General features: G+C 45.3%; 14 protein-coding genes and 1 riboswitch. Of the genes, 6 read left to right on the top strand and 8 right to left on the bottom strand.

From position 1 onward, the window contains the following. The first annotated feature begins 1 nt into the window (after position 1). Positions 2 to 397, top strand: coding sequence for a type II secretion system protein GspG (locus tag B9T10_RS09670; protein WP_063455402.1), 396 nt, complete (start codon positions 2 to 4; stop codon positions 395 to 397). Here the strand turns inward: B9T10_RS09670 and B9T10_RS09675 are convergent. From B9T10_RS09675 to B9T10_RS09690, 4 genes are all read right to left on the bottom strand, one after another. After that, a complete protein-coding gene (locus tag B9T10_RS09675) occupies positions 394 to 921 on the bottom strand; it encodes a GNAT family N-acetyltransferase (protein WP_008316019.1) in 528 nt (175 codons plus the stop codon). The two genes, B9T10_RS09670 and B9T10_RS09675, sit on opposite strands and share 4 nt — an antisense overlap. Continuing rightward, a complete protein-coding gene (locus B9T10_RS09680) occupies positions 918 to 2,819 on the bottom strand; it encodes an FUSC family protein (protein WP_094491871.1) in 1,902 nt (633 codons plus the stop codon). Before B9T10_RS09680 ends, B9T10_RS09675 begins: the two co-directional genes overlap by 4 nt. 43 nt (positions 2,820 to 2,862) lie before the next feature. After that, positions 2,863 to 4,989: a penicillin-binding protein 1C gene (gene pbpC / locus B9T10_RS09685; protein WP_246782191.1), complete on the bottom strand. Its 2,127-nt coding sequence runs from the start codon at positions 4,987 to 4,989 to the stop codon at positions 2,863 to 2,865. 106 nt (positions 4,990 to 5,095) lie between these two features. Next, the gene (locus B9T10_RS09690) at positions 5,096 to 6,541 is read right to left on the bottom strand and encodes a catalase (RefSeq protein ID WP_094538357.1); all 1,446 of its coding nucleotides are present in this window, start codon (positions 6,539 to 6,541) and stop codon (positions 5,096 to 5,098) included. Positions 6,542 to 6,927: 386 nt separating this feature from the next. Here B9T10_RS09690 and B9T10_RS09695 point away from each other — a divergent pair, with 386 nt between their 5' ends. After that, positions 6,928 to 11,703: an alpha-2-macroglobulin family protein gene (locus B9T10_RS09695; RefSeq protein WP_094538358.1), complete on the top strand. Its 4,776-nt coding sequence runs from the start codon at positions 6,928 to 6,930 to the stop codon at positions 11,701 to 11,703. Positions 11,704 to 11,752: 49 nt separating this feature from the next. Here the strand turns inward: B9T10_RS09695 and B9T10_RS09700 are convergent, their stop codons facing one another. The 4 genes from B9T10_RS09700 to B9T10_RS10335 form a co-directional block, all read right to left on the bottom strand. Then, positions 11,753 to 13,087 (bottom strand): CoA-disulfide reductase, encoded by a 1,335-nt coding sequence (locus B9T10_RS09700; RefSeq protein WP_094538359.1) that lies wholly within the window; start codon positions 13,085 to 13,087, stop codon positions 11,753 to 11,755. A gap of 10 nt (positions 13,088 to 13,097) precedes the next feature. Beyond that, positions 13,098 to 14,513, bottom strand: coding sequence for an L-cystine transporter (locus tag B9T10_RS09705; RefSeq protein WP_018122932.1), 1,416 nt, complete (start codon positions 14,511 to 14,513; stop codon positions 13,098 to 13,100). Positions 14,514 to 14,538: 25 nt separating this feature from the next. Further along, a complete protein-coding gene (locus B9T10_RS09710; protein ID WP_094538360.1) occupies positions 14,539 to 15,213 on the bottom strand; it encodes an MBL fold metallo-hydrolase in 675 nt (224 codons plus the stop codon). Between the two features lie 92 nt (positions 15,214 to 15,305). Continuing rightward, positions 15,306 to 16,265, bottom strand: coding sequence for a sulfite exporter TauE/SafE family protein (locus tag B9T10_RS10335; protein ID WP_094538361.1), 960 nt, complete (start codon positions 16,263 to 16,265; stop codon positions 15,306 to 15,308). 274 nt (positions 16,266 to 16,539) lie between these two features. On the opposite strand from B9T10_RS10335, the gene B9T10_RS09720 reads away from it, so the two are divergent. The 4 genes from B9T10_RS09720 (at position 16,540) to thiM (ending at position 18,933) form a co-directional block, all read left to right on the top strand. Next, positions 16,540 to 16,854, top strand: coding sequence for a DMT family transporter (locus B9T10_RS09720; RefSeq protein ID WP_008316030.1), 315 nt, complete (start codon positions 16,540 to 16,542; stop codon positions 16,852 to 16,854). Between the two features lie 2 nt (positions 16,855 to 16,856). Beyond that, positions 16,857 to 17,216, top strand: a complete 360-nt coding sequence (locus tag B9T10_RS09725) for a DMT family transporter (RefSeq protein WP_008316032.1) — start codon at positions 16,857 to 16,859, stop codon at positions 17,214 to 17,216. Positions 17,217 to 17,309: 93 nt separating this feature from the next. Beyond that, positions 17,310 to 18,017, top strand: a complete 708-nt coding sequence (gene fnr, locus B9T10_RS09730) for a fumarate/nitrate reduction transcriptional regulator Fnr (RefSeq protein ID WP_051028017.1) — start codon at positions 17,310 to 17,312, stop codon at positions 18,015 to 18,017. 12 nt (positions 18,018 to 18,029) lie between these two features. Further along, a riboswitch (TPP riboswitch) is annotated at positions 18,030 to 18,125 on the top strand. A 25-nt stretch (positions 18,126 to 18,150) separates the two neighbouring features. After that, positions 18,151 to 18,933 carry a hydroxyethylthiazole kinase gene (gene thiM / locus B9T10_RS09735; RefSeq protein WP_094538362.1) on the top strand — a complete coding sequence of 261 codons (783 nt, stop codon included), beginning with the start codon at positions 18,151 to 18,153 and terminating at the stop codon, positions 18,931 to 18,933. Positions 18,934 to 18,935: the final 2 nt, after the last annotated feature.

The raw sequence follows: 18,935 nt of genomic DNA on the forward strand, positions 1-18,935 counted from the left end.
TATGGTCAATCATGCACTTGGGGCGTTTTATAAGCGCTCATTGTCTTTAGTGGAATTGATGATCATTTCGGTGATCATCGCCATTGTGGTCACCATCTTAGGGCAAAAGTTTTTGGGCTTTGATGATGACAGTAAATGGGTATCAGTCAAACAGAACATTCGTTCCATTGAAGGGGCGCTCAATCTTTATTATAAAGATGTGGGGCATTATCCTACGACAGAGCAGGGCTTACAAAGCTTGATCACGAATCCTCAAGTAGTCAATTGGCATGGGCCTTATATTGCTGAGCGTTTGATTGTCGATCCTTGGGGGCGATTGTATCGTTATGAAGCCTCAAATGGTGAATACATCATCTCATCACATGGCAAGCATGGCTTAAAAGACACACAACCTTAAGTGAGGGTTTTACGCATCGCACAGCGCTGATCTGGTAAAAAGCCCGCTTCAGTCTCTTCGCCAAGCACATCTAATAAAAAGAGGGAAAGCTCGGTGTCTGGAATTTCCACAAAGCCTAAATGCTCATACATCGGGCCATTCCACTCCACTTTTCTAAAGGTGGTGAGTGTAATATTGGTGACATTTTTATCTGCCATATCTGCTTCTAACGCCTGCATGAGCGCTTTGCCAACACCTTGGCTTTGCCACTCTTCGCGCACGGAAAACTCACAAATATGAAACGCATCTTGCATTTGAACGCCACTGATAAAACCAATGGGTTGATCATCATGAATGGCCACCCAGCTATTTTTCTGTGTCACAAAGCGCTGATGATCTTCCACTGAATGGACATCAGCCGTTGCAATCCATGCCAATTCAGGGATGCTCGCAAAACGCGCAGCAGCTGAGCGCTCCACTTCAGGCAAATGTTCGCAATCATCATTGCGGGTTAATCGTATTTCAAAATGCGGTTGTTCGATCATATTGCGGTTGTCTCTGACTTAAAGGCGGATTGTAACACATCAATTTCCTTTGCGATGCTCGAAAAGCCCGGAAGGTCTGGAATGGGCAAAGGCTCATACGTCATGGACGATTGGGCATGATTGGCCAATGTCTCAAATAAATAGAGTAAATTTGCCAACGCTTGCGGGCTCAATGTGGGGCGATGTTGCATGTGGGCAGCACGTTCAAGGAGTACCGATAGCTTATCAAGTGAATAGATGATGGGCCAATAGTATTCAATTAATGCTTTGTTTTTTGGGATCTCCCCAATGGCTGCGGTGTAAAGCGCGGTGAGGTTGGCAAGGTTGGTTTGCATTTTTAGGCTGCGGATTTTAAGCTGCGCGTCAGCATCTTCGTTGTGTGGGCCAAAGAGCAACAGTAACATTTGGGATTGACTGCGAAGGGTGCGCATCAAAATGCGTGGCATGCGCACAGACGCTGAGCGTTTACCCATGATCATCACGCCAATGATTCCGATGATGCTGCCGATGGCCACATCTAAAATGCGCGCGCTTGCAAAGTGCACAAAGGAGAAATCCCCTGCGGAGATGGTTTCTGCCAACAATAGCGCATTGGGCGTAATGAAGATCACCGCTAAACCATAATTTTTAACGATGCACAGCTCTGTCATAATGGTAAAGATCAAAATAAAGAGGGCAATTGGGTAGCCTGTGGGTTCAAAATAGAGGATTAAACTTGCGATGATGATCCCGATCATCGTGCCAAGGGAACGCTGAAGGGCTCTGTGGAGCGTTGCCACCATCGATGCACCAGACATCACCGCCACACACGATAACGGAATCCAATAAGAGCGCGTAAAATCAAAGCCATGGGCAATGAGCGAGGCAATTGTGGTGATGATGCCAAAACGTACAGCGGTTAAAAAGACCAAGGAATTGCGATCAAGGGCTTGGGCTAAAATCATGCGAATGCTCACTTGATCATCCGCTGTGAGGGCAGGGAGCGTGGCAATCGGTGCAGTTAAAGCATCATGCATGGCGATAAAGTTATCCACAAGGGGTAAATCAGCCGGTGGTTTTGGTAAGGCGGATGCATGCTTTAAGGATTTGAGATTGCGTAAAATCTCTGTTAAATAATCGCGCGCCTCTTTTGGCATCGGGCTTGAAGATTGCTCTTCCCGAATGGAGAGCTCAATCAAATATTCATTGCCCGCAACTGCCAAATGCAATAAGCGGCGATAAGTTTCAGAGGGTGACCATGGCAAGCGCCCTGCCATTAACGTTTCATGAGCTTCCTTAAACGAAGCCATGGCTTTATATTTTTCACCATGAAAGGCATCGGTGCCTGCTTTGTCTGTCAATTGAATGAGTTGCTGATACGCTTTTTGTAGGGATTGAATCTCTGGGCGATGGGGATGAATCAAAAAGCCACTCATGGCAATGAGCCAAGAGAGCATTGCGCCTAAACTCACTAAACCTGCGCGCATCAATGCGCCAGCTAAGTCCACATGTGGCATATCTGCCGTAAGGGCAAAAATCAGCACAAAGAAAATGGCAGAAGGGCCAATGAATTTTAGCGCATTAAAAATGAATAGGGTCACGGCAGCAATTGCACCCATTACGACGGCAACGGCAATCGGATAAGGCGCTGTCAGTGAGCCTAACAATGAAGAGAGGACAATCGTTGCCCCGACAAACAACAGGCGCTTAGATAGGTGCGCATATGGCAAACGAAAGGCATAGAGATAGGTGAAGCCGCCAAGCCCTGCCATCAATCCATATGGTAAAAGATTGAGCCATAAGCCGATGAATATGGGCAATGTCATGGCAATGCCTGCACCAATGGCGCGTTCCCATGGAAATGAGCGTTCGTTGACGGCGATGGCTTCGCGAATCATCGCCGAGAGTTTATCTTTCATAGTGGCCCTCATGCGTCATTAAAGAACCATTATACGGCATTTCTCACTCGCGCACTTCAAACACAATGCGGTGCACTTTTTGCGCATGATCTTGCACGCTTAAGGTGTGTTGACCAAGGCTTAAGCGTGAGACATCTAATGCATTGTGCTCAAGCAATTGGCCATCTAAATACCAACGAAATGGCGGATTACCACGCGCTGTCAAGGCAATCGAATGGGGGCTTTTATAAATGATGCTCTGGTTTTGTAGTGTGACAATCTCTGCCGATTGCAGCAGTAATGGTGCATCCGTGAGCAATTGCGGCCAACCAAAATGTGGCATTTCTCCTGGGGAATCATAGAGCGTGGGCGGCGTTTGTCCTTTGATGGCATCGATGGTGTATTGCTGTTCACACGCTTCAATCGGTACATCTGTCATGTTGCGGCCACTTGGCCAACAAATGGTTTCTGTTGTAATGCCGCGCGGCTTTGTGAGGGTTGTTTGATCTTTAGGTAATAGATTAAAGACATCAAACAGGAGCGGCGTTGCATAGCGATTGGCGAGCGCGCCCACATTCGGTACACCATCCGGTCGACCGACCCACACGCCCACCGTCCAATCGGCGGTTGTCCCGAGTGCCCAGCCATCGCGATAGCCATAACTTGTGCCCGTTTTCCATGCAATTTGACGGGGATTAAAACGGTTGGCAGGTCGTGTTTGGCTGAGGATTTTATGGGTGATCCAAGCGGCTTCTGGGGATAAAATTTGCCCGGTACTGGTGACGGTTTTCGGCGTAACTGTCATGGGATAAATTTGTCCCTGTGTGGATAAACTTGAAAACAAGCGCACTTGCTCCCACAGCGAAATGCCAACGCCGCCTAAAATCATGCTGAGGGTTGCGTAATCAATGGAGAGCTCAATGCCACTTTGGCGCAATTTTTGGGTGAAATAATGGGGCGTTAAATGTTGAAACACTTGCACAACCGGCACATTTAAAGAGAGCTGTAGTGCGCGAAACATTGGCACAGCGCCCCTAAATTCATTGTCAAAGTTTTTGGGATAATAGCCATCAAAGCCGCGGCGCACATCCGTGAGGAGGCTCGCCTCATGGATGATGCCATAATCCATCGCCATGCCATAAGCAAAGGGCTTTAATGTCGAGCCTGGCGAGCGAATTGCCGTCACCATGTCCACATAACCAAAGCGCTCTGCATTAAAAAGGTCAGCAGAGCCCACATAGGCAGCAATTGAATGAGTGTGATTATTCACCACCAACACAGCACCTGAGGCTTTATCAGGCCATGTTTTACTCTGTGAGTGAAGGAGGGATTCAATTTTGCGTTGCAATTGACCATCCAGCGTTGTGTGGATCACATGTTGATCGGATTGTTGCTTTAAATTTTCCGCCAATAAAGGTGCTGAAAATTGCGTGCTTGAGGGCGCGTAATTAATGGGTTCTTGTTGATAGCGAAGGGCATCTGTGGGAGAAATTTCGCCAAAATCTGCCAAACGTGCCAAGACTTTATTGCGTGCGTACATGGCTTTGGTCAATGAATGATCCGGACGATACACGCTCGGGCGCTGTGGTAATGCTACCAATAATGCACTTTCTGCAATGTTAAGGCTCGCCGCATCTTTACCAAAGTAACGCCAACTGGCGGCCTGCACCCCTTCGATGTTGCCGCCCATTGGTGCAATGTTGATGTACAGGGTTAAAATTTCTGCTTTCGTCAGCTGTTGCTCAAGCTGAATGGCTCGAAACATCTGTTCGATCTTACCCATAAAAGTGCGTTCATGCGGATAGAGTAGACGCGCCACTTGCATGGTTAAGGTTGAGCTCCCTGAGATGATTTTACGGTGTCCCACCCATTGCCCAAAGGCGCGCAATGTGGCTAAGGGATTGATGCCAAAATGGTGATAAAAATAGCGATCTTCATAGTGAATCAAGGCATTGAGATAATTCGGATTCACATCATCCAGTGTCACCCAATGGCGGAAAATGCCTTCTGAATCGGCAAATTGCCTGAGCACTTCACCGTTTTGATCCACCACCACAACCGAAGGTTCAATTTTCGGAATCGACAAAGGATAACGATGGTTAAAGAGCATGAATGCCGCAATCAAGAGCAGCACTAAGCCCACAAATGAGGCGCAAAGAAGGGTGATGAGCCGAAGGATAAATGCACGCATAAAAGGCATCAATGAGAAGAGGAAGTTAATTGTAGCGGATTTCCCATCAAAAAAGCCACATGCAAGCATGTGGCAAAACTCGATGTCAGTGGGGGAGTACTGACAATTACAATTTGATGTTAAGACCTTTAGCGACGCCTTCACCGTAAGCTTGATCCGCTTTAAGGAAATGGGCGATCTGACGGCGTTGAATGTATTCATCAACGGTGCGCATAGAATCCACTAAGTTATCGATCAGCAATTGTTTTTGCTCATCGTTCATTAAACGGAATAAGTTACCCGCTTGGCTGTAATAATCCGTATCTTCACGATGATCGTATTGATAAACGGCACCATCTTGCCCAACATTGTAAGCAGGATTTTTATGATCCGTTTGCTTTGGCGCATCGCTGAAGCTATTGGGTTCATAGTTAGGTGCACTGCCTTGGTTACCATCAAAACGCATGGCGCCATCACGTTGATAATTGTGGTATGGACATTTTGGTGCGTTCACTGGCAATTGTTGATAGTTGGTGCCAATGCGATAACGCTGCGCATCTGCATATGCAAAAATACGACCTTGTAGCATTCTATCAGGTGATAAACCTGTGCCCGGAACCACGTTGCTTGGCGCCATGGCCACTTGTTCCACTTCTGCAAAGTAGTTGTCAGGATTGCGATTTAACACAATTTCACCCACTTCAATCAAAGGATGCTCTTTGTGTGACCACACTTTTGTGACGTCAAAAGGATTCTCTTCACGATTGGTGGCTTCCTCTTCGCTCATCACTTGGATATATACGCCCCATTTAGGGTAATTGCCGCTCTCGATGGCATGATATAAATCTTCTTGCGCATAATCTGGGTTGGTGCCCCCTAAAACTTCTGCATCTTTTGGATGAATGTTTTTGATGCCTTGCTTGGTTCTAAAGTGCCATTTGATCCATGTGCGCACGCCATCTTTATTGACTAAGCTGTAAGTATGGCTACCATAACCATGCATGTGACGGAAACCATCTGGAATCCCACGATCAGAGAATAAAATGGTCACTTGGTGCAAAGATTCAGGTGATAAAGACCAAAAATCCCACATGGCGCGCGGTGATTTTAAGTTGGTGCGTGGATCACGTTTTTGGGTGTGGATGAAATCAGGGAATTTGATGGCATCACGGATGAAGAAAACAGGCGTATTATTGCCCACAACGTCAAGGTTGCCTTCTTGTGTGTAAAATTTCACGGCAAAGCCACGTGGATCGCGCGCTGTATCGGCTGAACCGCGTTCACCGCCCACAGTTGAAAAGCGCATGAATACAGGTGTTTCTTTGCCCACTTGTGAGAATAAATCTGCATGGCTGTATTGCGTGATGTCATGGGTTACGGTAAATAAACCATGTGCACCGCCACCTTTGGCATGTACGCGACGTTCAGGGATGTTTTCACGGTTAAAGTGCGCCAATTTTTCTACTAAATGGTAATCTTCTAAACTCACAGGACCACGGCGGCCAGCAGTGATGGAGTTTTGGTTATCGGCAATCGGGGCGCCGTTGGCACTGGTTAAATATTTTTCTGACATATGAAGCTCCTCTATTGGTTATTCAGATGATTGATCTATAGAGCCATCCTAACGATCACACAGCATAAAGGCTAATTAAGAGAATCTTGCAGCCTCATAAGGGAAATTTATGAGTCTGCACAGCCTGTGGATAACTTTGTGCATAAATACAGCAAATTTTATATATTAATAACCATATCAAATATTTATGTGATATGGAAATGTGGGTAACTTTTTGTGTAAAAAGTGTGATCTAGGGCAGATATCTCTATATTAATAATCTTTATGATGCTGATAAACAAGATTTTTCCGTTATATCATCCAGTAAATATTCCCTGTGGATAACATAGTAATTGCTCACAATATTTGCGATAATTTTGAGCACTTAACCATATCAAGGATACTTTATGATCCCCCTGAAACGCTCGCTGCTGATGACAGCTTTGGCCGCTGTGCCTATGTTTGCACAAGCTCAAGTGGCTTCCATCAATTTAGCCAAATTCGATGATCAAGAAACTGTCACGGTTTTTTTTGATGATCCACAAGTTTTTAAACAAGATCAATTGCAAAAGCTCTTTGTGGTTGAAAAATATGATTATGAAGATTGGACGCGAAAACCCGACACCAAGGGTCAATGGCATTTGAGTAAAGATGGTTATCGCTTGTCATATTATCCAATTGGCGCGGGCGATTACTTAGTGAAGTCGGGATCATTTAAGGATAACGGCGGCAATGAATATCGTGAATATGTATATGTGGGTGAAGCGTCTTCCTCCGTCAAAATCATGGGCAGAGGTCCTGTGATGCCAATTGCACAAGGTGCGCTCAGCATTGAGATGATGGGCACGGAAGAGGTGGACATTGAGTTTTTTAAACTGGATAATTTGCCGCAATTTTTGGAACGCTTTTACATTGGCTCGAATATCAGTCAATGGGATTTGAGCCGCTATGTGAAAGACATGACACCTGCGGGCATTTTCCGCTATCGTGCCCCAAGCCACATTGATACCACGAAAAAAACACTGCACAACATTCCGGTGGATCAAAACATTACATCCGGTGCATACATTGTGACGGTCAATGCTGCTGGCGAGATTAATCGCAATTTAGACACGCGCATTTTATTCATTACGGATATGGGGCTGCATGCTCGTTTGTATCCGAATGAAACCGTGATTGTGGGCAATCAATTTTCCACAGGAACGCCGATTGATGGGGCAACGGTTGAAGTGTGGCGCAATGATCAAGGTAAAGTTGCCATCACTGAAGATTTGTGTTGGTTTAAGGAGGGCGTGTGTCGCATTCCACAAAAATTAACGCGTGATGACATTGTGGTGGCTAAAAAGGGCTCGGATGTTTCCATTTTGCCATTGAAAGAAATTGCCCTTGATCTCAATGATTATGCCGTAGATGGTGCGCCATACAGTGATCAGGTGGCGTATGTTTACAGTAACCGTGAGCTTTATCGCCCCGGTGAGGCGATGCCCATGAACATTTTACTGCGCAATCAAGATGGGCAAATGTTGCCAAAGCAACCGATCAACATCCGTTTGATCAATCCTGAACATAAAGTGGTGTATGACAATACGGTTGAATCCATTGAAGCGGGTTTTTATCAAACCCATTTATCCACAAGTGCTGCGGATAAAACAGGGCGTTATCGCGTGGAAGTGCGTACAGATGCCGCCAGTGAAAAACCCAATGGTGTGTTAAATTTATTCATTGAAGAGTTCATGCCAGAGCGCATGGCACTGACATTGTCTGGCGTGAAAGATCAATATGATCTGCGTGATGATGTGATGCTTGGCATGGACAGCCACTATCTTTTTGGTGCGCCTGCCAGTCACAATGGCGTGAAGATTCAAGGGGATTTACGCGTTAATCGTACACCGTTTAAAGGTCAGTCCGATTGGTATGTGGGTACAATCGATTTTCCATTCAATGCTGTGACGGATCAAATCACTTATGACAGTACATTAAATGCTGAAGGTAACGGCGAGCAACGCTTATCTTTAGGTGTGGAATCAGGTTTGCCTGCGGTTTCTGCTGTTTTGGGTTTAGCGGCAAATGTGACGGTGTTAGATGGTCAAACCAGTGGCATCACGCGCAGTTTTAAAACAGACTTTTGGCCCACCAATGTGGTGCCTGTGATTCGTCCGCTCTTTGGAAAAAATGAGCTCGGCTATGGAGCAGAAGCCACATTTGAGATTTTCACTGCCAAGCAAAATCAACAATATGGCACAGGTGATTTAAAACTCACCTTAAAGTATAAGGACAGCGCCTGCACATGGGTTTATAACCCAAACAGCGGCTGGGATTGCCATGAGAATTACAATTATCAAATTCGTGAACAAAAAGTGGTGAAAGCAGCCGGCAAACCCATCACTTATCAAGTCAATCCCAACAGTTGGGGCAATTATATTTTAGAGGTGGAAGATTTATCTTCCCGCATGGTGACGCAATATCCATTCAGTGCTGAATGGTCAAGCACATCATCTGGGCAATTGCCGGCGGTGAAGCCCAATGCTTTGGCGCTTTCCACCGATAAAGCGGCGTATCAAACGGGTGAAACCATTGCCCTGACGATTGATGCGCCTTTAGATGGTAATCTCACGTTGATGTTAGAAGGCGGGCAACTGCTGTACACCCAAAATCTCAATGTGAAAAAGGGTCAAACCACAGTTAAAGTGCCATTAAATGCAGATTGGAATCGTCATGATCTTTATTTATCGGGTTTATTGCTCTCCACCACCAAGCAGAAAGAAGTGGTGCGTTCACTTGGCTTAATTCCCATTCATTTGAATCGTGCGGATCGTTTATTGTCGCCAAAAGTCAGTGCAACCACAGTGGCATTGCCGGATCGCCCAACCACCATTAAGATTTCTGTCCCAAATGCAGATCAAGAGTCACTGTATGCCACTGTAAGCATTACAGATCAAGGCATTTTAAACATGATTCCTGAACGTGCCATGAGCATTTTTGATGCCTTTTTTGCCCATCAAAAATATGACGTGGACATCATCGACTATTACAATCGCCTCTTTAAACGTGGTGCCTATGCATTATTGGTGCCAAAATTCGGGGGAGATGGTCAAGCATCCGCTGAAGATGGTTTAAGCATTGATAATATGACCGAGATGAAAACCGTTTCTCTGATGAGTGAGCTCATTGCCTTAGATGACAATGGGCAAGGTGAAGTGACATTGTTGTTGCCTGATTTTAATGGCGAAGCGCAAGTTGAGGTGAAAGTCTTTTCAAACAATCGCATGGGTGAGCAACAAGAAAAAATGATCATTCGCGCGCCCATTGTGGCGGACATCGTAACGCCACGCTTCATTCGCGTGGGCGATGAGAGCAATGTATCGTTGTCTTTGCACAATTTAAGCGGTGAAAAAGATGATGTGAAGATTCATGTCACAAGCCCTGAATTGGCATTGGATTTTACTGAAAGGGTCACGTTAAAAGATGGCGAAAGTCGTCAGCATTTGATTCCGATTTCATTGCCTGAATACACACAGGGCGCGGACATTGCATTGTCAATTGATGCAAAAAGTTATCAAGCAGAGCGCAGTTATCGCTTAGGAACGGATCCCATCACAGAGCGCACCACACAATATCAACGTGAATTGTTGCCTAAAGGTCAAACATGGGTGAGAAATGCGGCACTCACAGATCCATTTGATCGCAATTATCAGGAGCGTTTGACATTATCGCGCCACCCACAAGTGAATGTGCTCTCTTATACGGATGGTTTATTCAGTTATCCATATGGTTGTACTGAGCAAACAACCAGTGCAGCGTTCCCATGGTTGTTTAAAAGCAATCCTTTGTTAGATGGTCAAAAAGAGCAGGTGTATCGCAATTATGAAGCGAGCCATCAAGCTGCGAATGGTCCGCGCTTAGAGTATGCCGCATGGGAAAAAGAGATGCTGCGCGATGTGGTCAAACAGTTGGTTGATCGTCAGCGTGAGGATGGTGGTTTCTCATTTTGGACAGCCGGGGAGAGTTATTTCCCAACCTCTGTGTATGCGTTAGACTTTTTAACACAATTGGCGAAGCAAGATCCAAGTTTAGTCTCCCCAACGGTGGTGGATCAAGGATTGCGTTATGTGAAGCAGCGCTTAACTGAAACGTATCAAGCCTCGAACAATGAAGGTGCTTATCTATTAGGTGAAGCGGAGCTCAATCATTTAAGTTATGGCGTATGGTTATTGGCACGTGAAGGTAAAATCTTCAGTGCGGACATTGCATTTTTAGAGCCTTATACAGCCACATTGAGTCCTTTGAGTCGCGTTTATTTAGCGGGGGCAAACTTAATGCTAAGTCACCCAACGGCTGCCCGCCATTATCTCAATCATTTAGATTTTATGGGTTGGCAGCGTGATTTTGGGGCTTATCAAACGCGTGTTTCGGCTTTGGCAAATGCGATCAATGTGCTCAATGAATTGACGGTGAAAGGTTTGTTTACAGATGTAGCCAAAACTCAGCAGCTGAATGTTGATCTCAATAATGCATTGAATCAAAAGCAATATTTCAGTACGCAAGAGCGCTATGCGCTCATTAAAGTGGGCATCGATACGATTGAGGATACAGTACCGTTATCTGTATTGATCAATGGTCAAGCCGATGAAGTGACGCCTGATGAGCCCATCAATGCCAATCACATTGCCAAATTAACAGCAGAAGAGCCGCTCTTTTTAGAGTATGAAATCTCAGGTTATCCTTCAAAGGCTTTAGATGCACGCAATTTTAATGTGGATTTTGCAAAAGATTATGTGACAGGCGATGCTCAAGCATTGTCAGTCGGTGAGCGCTTTGTGGTGTATGTCACGCTCAAATCTGAAAAGAATCTACCGAATGCATTGCTCGCTGATTTTGTGCCCACAGGCTTTGTGCTCGTCAATCCAAACTTAGTGACGGACAACGTTGATGAATTTTATGAGCAGTACAACGCCACGAATTTAACGCGCAATGTGCTCACGCATGAAGAGTATCGCTTTGATCGCTATGTGGCGGCGTTTGACCTGAAAGCTGGGGAAACGTATCGCTTTGCATATGTGTTAGAAGCGCAAGTGCCGGGGGATTATCAAGTGCCCATTACGTTGCTTGAGGATATGTACATTCCTGAGCTTCGAAACATTATGGTGACCAAAGGGCGTTATCGCATCGAGGCAAAACCATAGATCATAAAAAAACCGCAGCAAGCTGCGGTTTTTTTATTCAGTCAATCGACTATTTTGCGATGCTGCCGGCAATGTTTAAGGCATCCCACACGCGAGCAAACGGCGGGGCATAAGCAAAGTCTAAAAAGGCAAGATCATCGGTGGTGAGCTTTGTCATGATCGCCACACTCAAAGCATGCATACGATGGACAGCACCACCATTTTCACCAAACACTTGCGCACCCAAAATCACTTTAGTGTCAGGATGATAAAAGAGCAAAATGGTGAGCATCGCTTGCCCTTTGCAGTAGTTGGCGTGGTTCTTATCCGTCAAAATGACTTTTTGATGGGGAATGTTATGGGCAGCGAGCTCTTTACTTGATAACCCAACGCGCCCAGCTTCCACGGATAATAGCTGTACCGCGGCGGCATTGAGTAGACCTTTAAAGGCTTTTTTTCCGCCCACAATGTTTTCCCCAATGATGCGCCCAAGCTTATTTGCGCCCGTTGCCAAAGGTGAGTAAACATCTGTCTGCAACTGAGCATGCCAAACGGTGGCGCAATCACCGGCTGCATAGATGTGCTCAACATTTGTTTGCCCATATTCATTGGTGCGAATCGCGCCATTTTGGAGCATTGCTAAACCACTCTCTTTCAAGAAAGCTGTGTTTGGGCGCACACCGGTACACACCACCACTAAATCAGAAGGATAGTGACCGTGCGATGTTGTCACGCCCGTCACTGTATGCTCACCTTCGATTTTCGTGACTGACTCATTGAGGTGCACATGCACGGACTCATGATCCTCTAAAGTTTTGAGCAATAATGCTGACAATTCAGGCTCAAAAGCTTCAGGCATGATGCGATCTTCACGCTCAAATAGATGAACGGTTTTGCCAAGGTGAACCAAGGCTTCCACCAATTCAAGTCCAATGAAACCGGCGCCAATCACTGTCACTGTTTGGATGGCATCCGTGCGTACAATCTCTCGCAATGCTAAACCATCGTTCATGGTTTTGAGGGTCAAAACATTGTTGAGTGTCACATTTTCAATCGATGGAATGATGGCGCTGCCGCCGGTTGCGATCATCAAGCGATCATAATGATCCTCAAAGGTTTTGCCATCATGGCTGACTTTAAGGGTTTTTGCCGCAGGATCAATCGATTCAACGGTGTGCAATGTCTTGACCGTAATGCCTTTTTTGGCAAAATCCTCAGGCGTCAATTCAGACATATAAGTTGGGTCATCAAACTCACCGCCCACATAATAGGGCAACCCACAAGCGCCAAAGGAGGTGATGTCGCTCGCTTCATACACCACAATGTCCGCCGTTTTATCCATGCGTTTAGCTTTCGCCGCAACGCTCATGCCTGCAGCTTGCGCCCCAATGATGATGATTCTCATGCTGACCTCCTTAGTTTAACTCATTTGTGCTTGAGTCTGAGTCTAATTGCACTTGTTCATTGCTGTTGAAAGTTTCAGTGTCAATTTCACCTAAAACGCGTGCAGTGACAGTACCGGCGGTGATGGAGCCTGAAACGTTTAACGCAGTTCGACCCATATCAATTAAAGGTTCAATGGAGATCAATAAACCGGCAAGTGCCACAGGGAAATCAATGGCAGAAAGCACGATGAGGGCTGCAAACGTTGCACCGCCGCCCACGCCAGCCACACCAAAGGAGCTGATGGCAATGATCACAAGTAACGGTAAAATGAAGCTGAGCGTCCAAGGATCAACACCCATCGTTGGCGCAATCATAAAGGCAAGCATGGCAGGATAGATACCGCCACAACCATTTTGACCAATCGTTGCCCCAAAGGATGCTGAGAAGTTCGCCACACCTTCAGAAATGCCCAAACCTTGAGTTTGCGTACGAATGTTAAAAGGAATGGAAGCGGCGCTGCTGCGTGATGTGAAGGCAAAAATCAATACAGGGATGATTTTTTTCACATATTGAATTGGGTTTAAACCGGTGGCGGTGATGATGATCAAATGAATGATGAACATCGCGATCAAGGCAACGTAAGAAGCCGCCACAAAGCTGATGAGTTTAACAATTTCTGCAAATTCAGAGATGGTCACCATTTTTGCCATCAACGCTAAAACACCATATGGGGTTAAGCGTAAGATGATGGTCACTAAACGCATCACAATCGCGTGTGCCACTTGCATAAAGTGCTCAAATGATTTGAAAAGGTCAGGCTTTTTCTTCGCAACGCCCATCGCAGAAATGCCGATGAACACAGAGAAGATCACAACCGCGATGGTTGAAGTTTTGCGTGCGCCCGTCATGTCTAAAAATGGGTTGGCAGGAATGAAGTCAATGATCATTTGGGCAAATGAGAGGTTGCCTAAATTGCTTTGTGTGGCTTCTAAATAAGAACCGCGCGCCGCTTCAGCAGAACCTGCCACCATGCCTTCAGCTGTTAAGCCAAAGAGATGCGCCACCACAATGCCCACAAAGGCTGCAATCATGGTGGTGATGACGAGCATGCCGATGGAAAGCGCACTGATTTTGCCAAGGGAAGACCCCTCTTTTAAACGAATGATGGCAGAGATCAATGACACCATGATGAGCGGCATGATGATCATTTGTAAGAGTTTGACGTAGCCGGTGCCCACAATGTCAATGTAGGCAACGGTATTGACTAAGCTTGGCGCGCCTTTCGTGTATAAGAAGTGCATGGCAAGGCCATAGAGCACACCGAGCCCAAGGGCGGTAAAGACGCGTTTAGCGAATGAATAATATTTCTTTTGCATCCAAAAGAGTAGATACAACAGTGCCGCAAAGACGGCCAGATTGCTGAGGGTGATGAATACACTGTTCATAATAGGCTCCTTAATATTGATCCACCTAATGATTCATACGATAGGCCAAAAACTCTTGACGATTCGCTCGTTTTAAATATGGGTTGTTTTCAATCTGTGAAGCAAGTGTTGCAGTATCGCTCGGTCCATAGGCGTGTCCCGTATGAAGTGTCACATGATGGGGCACGGTTTTAACAATCTTTCTTAAGGACTCATATAAGTCACCAGGATTCGAGCCGGGCAAGTCCGCGCGCCCGCATCCGTTGATGAAAATAGTATCGCCCGTGATCAAGTCATCTGTCAATTCAAAGCAGACCGAACCACTGCTGTGGCCGGGTGTGTGGATAATTTTAACATGGGTGTTGCCAACGGATAATTGATCTCCATCATGAAAGCCCTGCACATCTTCGGGCAAAGGTAAAAATACTTTGCTCAAGAGGGCTGAGGGTTCATTTTTAATGAAATCGATCTCAATTTGTGAGGCATAAATGGGTACGGGTAATTGCGCGCGCAGGGCATCGACGGCATTGGTGTGATCATGATGCCCATGGGTGAGCCAAATGGCATCTAAAGTGACACCTAAGCGCTCAAGGCGTTCGATGATGTAGTCAGCATCCCATGCAGGATCAATCACCACAGCTTTTTGTGTGGCATCATCAATGATGATGTGGCTAAAGTTTTCGTAAGGGCCAAACAGTTCTGTATCAATGCGATAAGACATCGTATTTTCCTTATTAAAGTTTCAAAAAAAAGTGCAATAACAGATGAATTCCATTATTGCACCATTTCATGGGTGATGACTAAGTTTCAGTGTTAATGATGCATCTGGCTATGATCCATATTGCTGTGATCCATTGTGTCATGATTCATTTGGCTATGATCCATATTGCTGTGTTCCATTGTGTTATGGTTCATTTGGCTATGATCCATATTGCTGTGTTCCATTGTGTTATGGTTCATTTGGCTATGATCCATATTGCTGTGATCCATTGTGTCATGATTCATTTGGCTATGGTCCATGTTGCTATGATCCATTGCGCCGTGATTCATTTGACCATGATCCATCATCATACCGTGGTCACCATGACCACCGTGATGCGCATGGGCATCTTCTTTTAAGCCTAAATCTGCCATTAACATTGGCACGATGTAAAAGAGCGTCATCACTAAAATCAAAATGCCCGCAGCCACGCGCAATTTTGGAGATGTGAGCCATTTGCCAGCATAGTTTCCAAAAATGGAGAGGGACACCATGACCGCAAAGGTGCCGACGCCAAAGCTAAACATAATGAGCGGTGCTTCAATGAAAGTGGATGCATTCAAACTGATGGCAAACGCTGCATACACCATGCCGCATGGGAATAATCCCCACACCATGCCAGAGAGATAAGCGCGCAATGGCGTTGTGATCGGGAAGAGCTTTTGGGATAACTTTGTAATCGGGGCGGCTAAACTTTTGAGGGGTTTTTCAATGAAGCCTAAAAATTTGGGAAAGCCAAAAAATTGCAGTGCCACAAAGATCATCAATACAGCTGCCAAATAACGCATCACCATTTGCAGTGGCTTTAAGTCATTGATGGCAATGCTTAAAATGGCAGCGATGATGCCTAAAATTGAATAGGTTGTGATGCGCCCAAGATTCGTTAAAAAGGCGGAAGATACATGATTTTTTTGTGTATTGATGCCAATGATCCCCACCACAGGGCCACACATCGAAATACAATGACCCGAGCCATAAAGACCCAATAAAAAGGCCGTGATGATTAATTCCATAGATTGCTCCCATTATTTTCATCGTTCATAAGTGGGGTGATTATAAGCATAATTTTTGCTTTTGTCTTAATAAAGCAACAAGGCTTGACGCAAGTAAAAATGAGGGGTTTGGGCTACAAGTGTAGATGATTTTGGGCTACAATTGTAGATTCTTTAGGCTCAAAATTGAGTGAGCAACGCATAAAATTTATCTATTTTTGAAAATGCGATTAAGTCACACATTGAAGGATTTAATGCTAGAATGACAATCTTTTGAATACATATAAAGAAGAACATGCCTGCAAAACTACTCTTAGCTGGTGCCATTATTTTTGAAGCGCTTGGGATCGTCATGATGAAAGAAGCCCATGGCTTGACCGTATGGTGGGCAGTGGTTTTGATGTTGGTGTTTTTTGGTGTCTCATTTTTATGCTTTACATTTTGCTTGCGTAAAATGGAGGTTGCCGTCACGTATGCGATTTGGTCAGCATCGGGTGCGGTATTGATCTTCTTGATCGGGCTCTTTTTCTATAAAGAGGTGATCACCATCCCGATTGCAATTTGTCTAGCGCTGATCGTCCTTGGCGTCTTAATATTGGGTTCTAAATAAATATGGCAGAATACGTTACTGGTTTTATTCAATTCATCGAAAGTTTTAATCCTTGGTTGATGCTAGTAATCGCTATTTTATTCAGCACTGTCGGTACCATCTGCTTGAAGTTGTCGGATGGTTTTAAGCGAAAAAAGCCCATCATTGGCGTTGTCATTGGCTACAGTATTTTTTTTGTATTAATTAATATAATATTTAAACGTTTAGATGTGAGCATCGGGTATGCCGTTTGGTCAGGCTTATCAACTTTGATGGTGTCACTCTCTGGCGTTTTGATTTTTAGAGAACCACTCACCGGTAAGAAGGCTTTTGGGCTCTTTTTGATCATTTTAGGCGTGAGTGGACTCAGTTATTTGAGTTAAGTCTGATGGTATACATGGAATGAATGATTTCTGTGGTAATATCAGAATAATGGTTATGGGTCTGAATATTTAATAAATAAGTGAAGTTAATATATGTCTGTATTGAGAAATCTAAAAATTGCATGTAACAATTGTAGCTTGCAACAGCTGTGTATTCCCGTTGGGTTAGAAGGGGATGATTTCACTAAGTTGGAGTCAATTGTAGGTCATAGCCGACCATTACCACGTGGCAAGCATATATATCTTCCCGAGGATCGATTCACATCGTTGTATGCCATTCGTTCCGGTTCTGTGAAAACATATAATGTGGCCTCAGATGGCACAGAATATGTCACAGGTTTCTATCTGCCGGGTGAAATCATCGGATTAGATGCGGTGGCAACGGGTGTGCATCCTTGTGGTGCTCGTACGCTTGAAACCACGAGTTTGTGTGAATTGCCGTATGATCGATTAGAAGATTTGTCGGCAGTGATTCCGGGCGTATCTAAGCAATTGCTGCGCATCATGAGTCAAGAGCTTCATTCTGAAGAACAATTGTTGATGATGGTCGGTTCACAATCGGCAGAAGCGCGTTTAGTGGCACTTTTCTTGAGCCTCTCTTCTCGTTTTGCGCGCCGTGGTTATTCTGCAACTGAGTTTGTGCTCAGCATGTCCCGCTCGGACATTGGTAGCTTTTTAGGCTTAGCGGTGGAAACCGTGAGCCGTTTGTTAAAACGCTTACAAGAGCAAGGCTTGATTCAAGTGAATCATCGCGAAATCAAATTATTAGAGATGGAAAAACTGCGCGCTATGGTCAAATAGCCCACCATCTTTATTGTCCACTGGGGGTGCATTTGCTGAGAAGGCTGAGCCTAACCCTTTTACCTGATCTGGTTAATGCCAGCGTAGGGAATGTGGGATCGCATCCCGACGTTGGCGCTATGAGGAGTCCATTATGGATGCTGATGCGTATTTACGTTCATTAAGAGCCGCCGCACCTTTGGTGCACAATATGACCAATCAAGTGGTGGCAAACTTTGTGGCCAATGGGTTATTAGCCCTTGGCGCTTCGCCCATTATGGCGTATGCGGAAGAAGAATCCGCTGAGATCACCGCCATTTGTCATGCCACTGCTTTAAACATTGGCACACTCACATCTCCCGTTTTCCATTCGATGTTATTGGCAGGTCGCTCTGCGAATGAGCACGACCATCCTTTGGTGTTAGATCCTGTGGGCGTCGGGGCGAGTGATTATCGTCAAAAAAGCATTGAGCGCCTATTATCCACCACCGAAATGACTTTAATTCGTGGCAATGCGGGCGAAATTGCTACATTGTGCGGCATTCAATGGGCAGCAAAAGGCGTGGACAGTGGTGATGGTCAGTATGATTTAAAACAGTTGGCGTTGGAAGCAGCACAGCGCTTTAACTGTTTAATTGCCATCAGCGGGCAAACGGATTGGATCAGTGATGGTCAACGGGTGATTGGCGTAGAAAATGGACAGCCGCTCATGACAACAGTGACCGGCATGGGTTGCTTATTGACCGCCGTGTGCGCTGCCTTTTTAAGTGTGGACAATTCATTAGAAAGCATTGCGATGGCGCACGCACTGTATGGCATTGCTGGTGATAAAGCCTTTGAGCAAAGTCCATTGCCAGGTTCGTTTCAAATGCATTTTTTAGATCAGTTGTATGCTTTATCAGGCATTGATCAAGCACGCATCAAAATGATTCAATAGGA

It is taken from the genome of Wohlfahrtiimonas chitiniclastica, assembly GCF_002252325.1.
GTDB classification, from domain to species: domain Bacteria; phylum Pseudomonadota; class Gammaproteobacteria; order Cardiobacteriales; family Wohlfahrtiimonadaceae; genus Wohlfahrtiimonas; species Wohlfahrtiimonas chitiniclastica.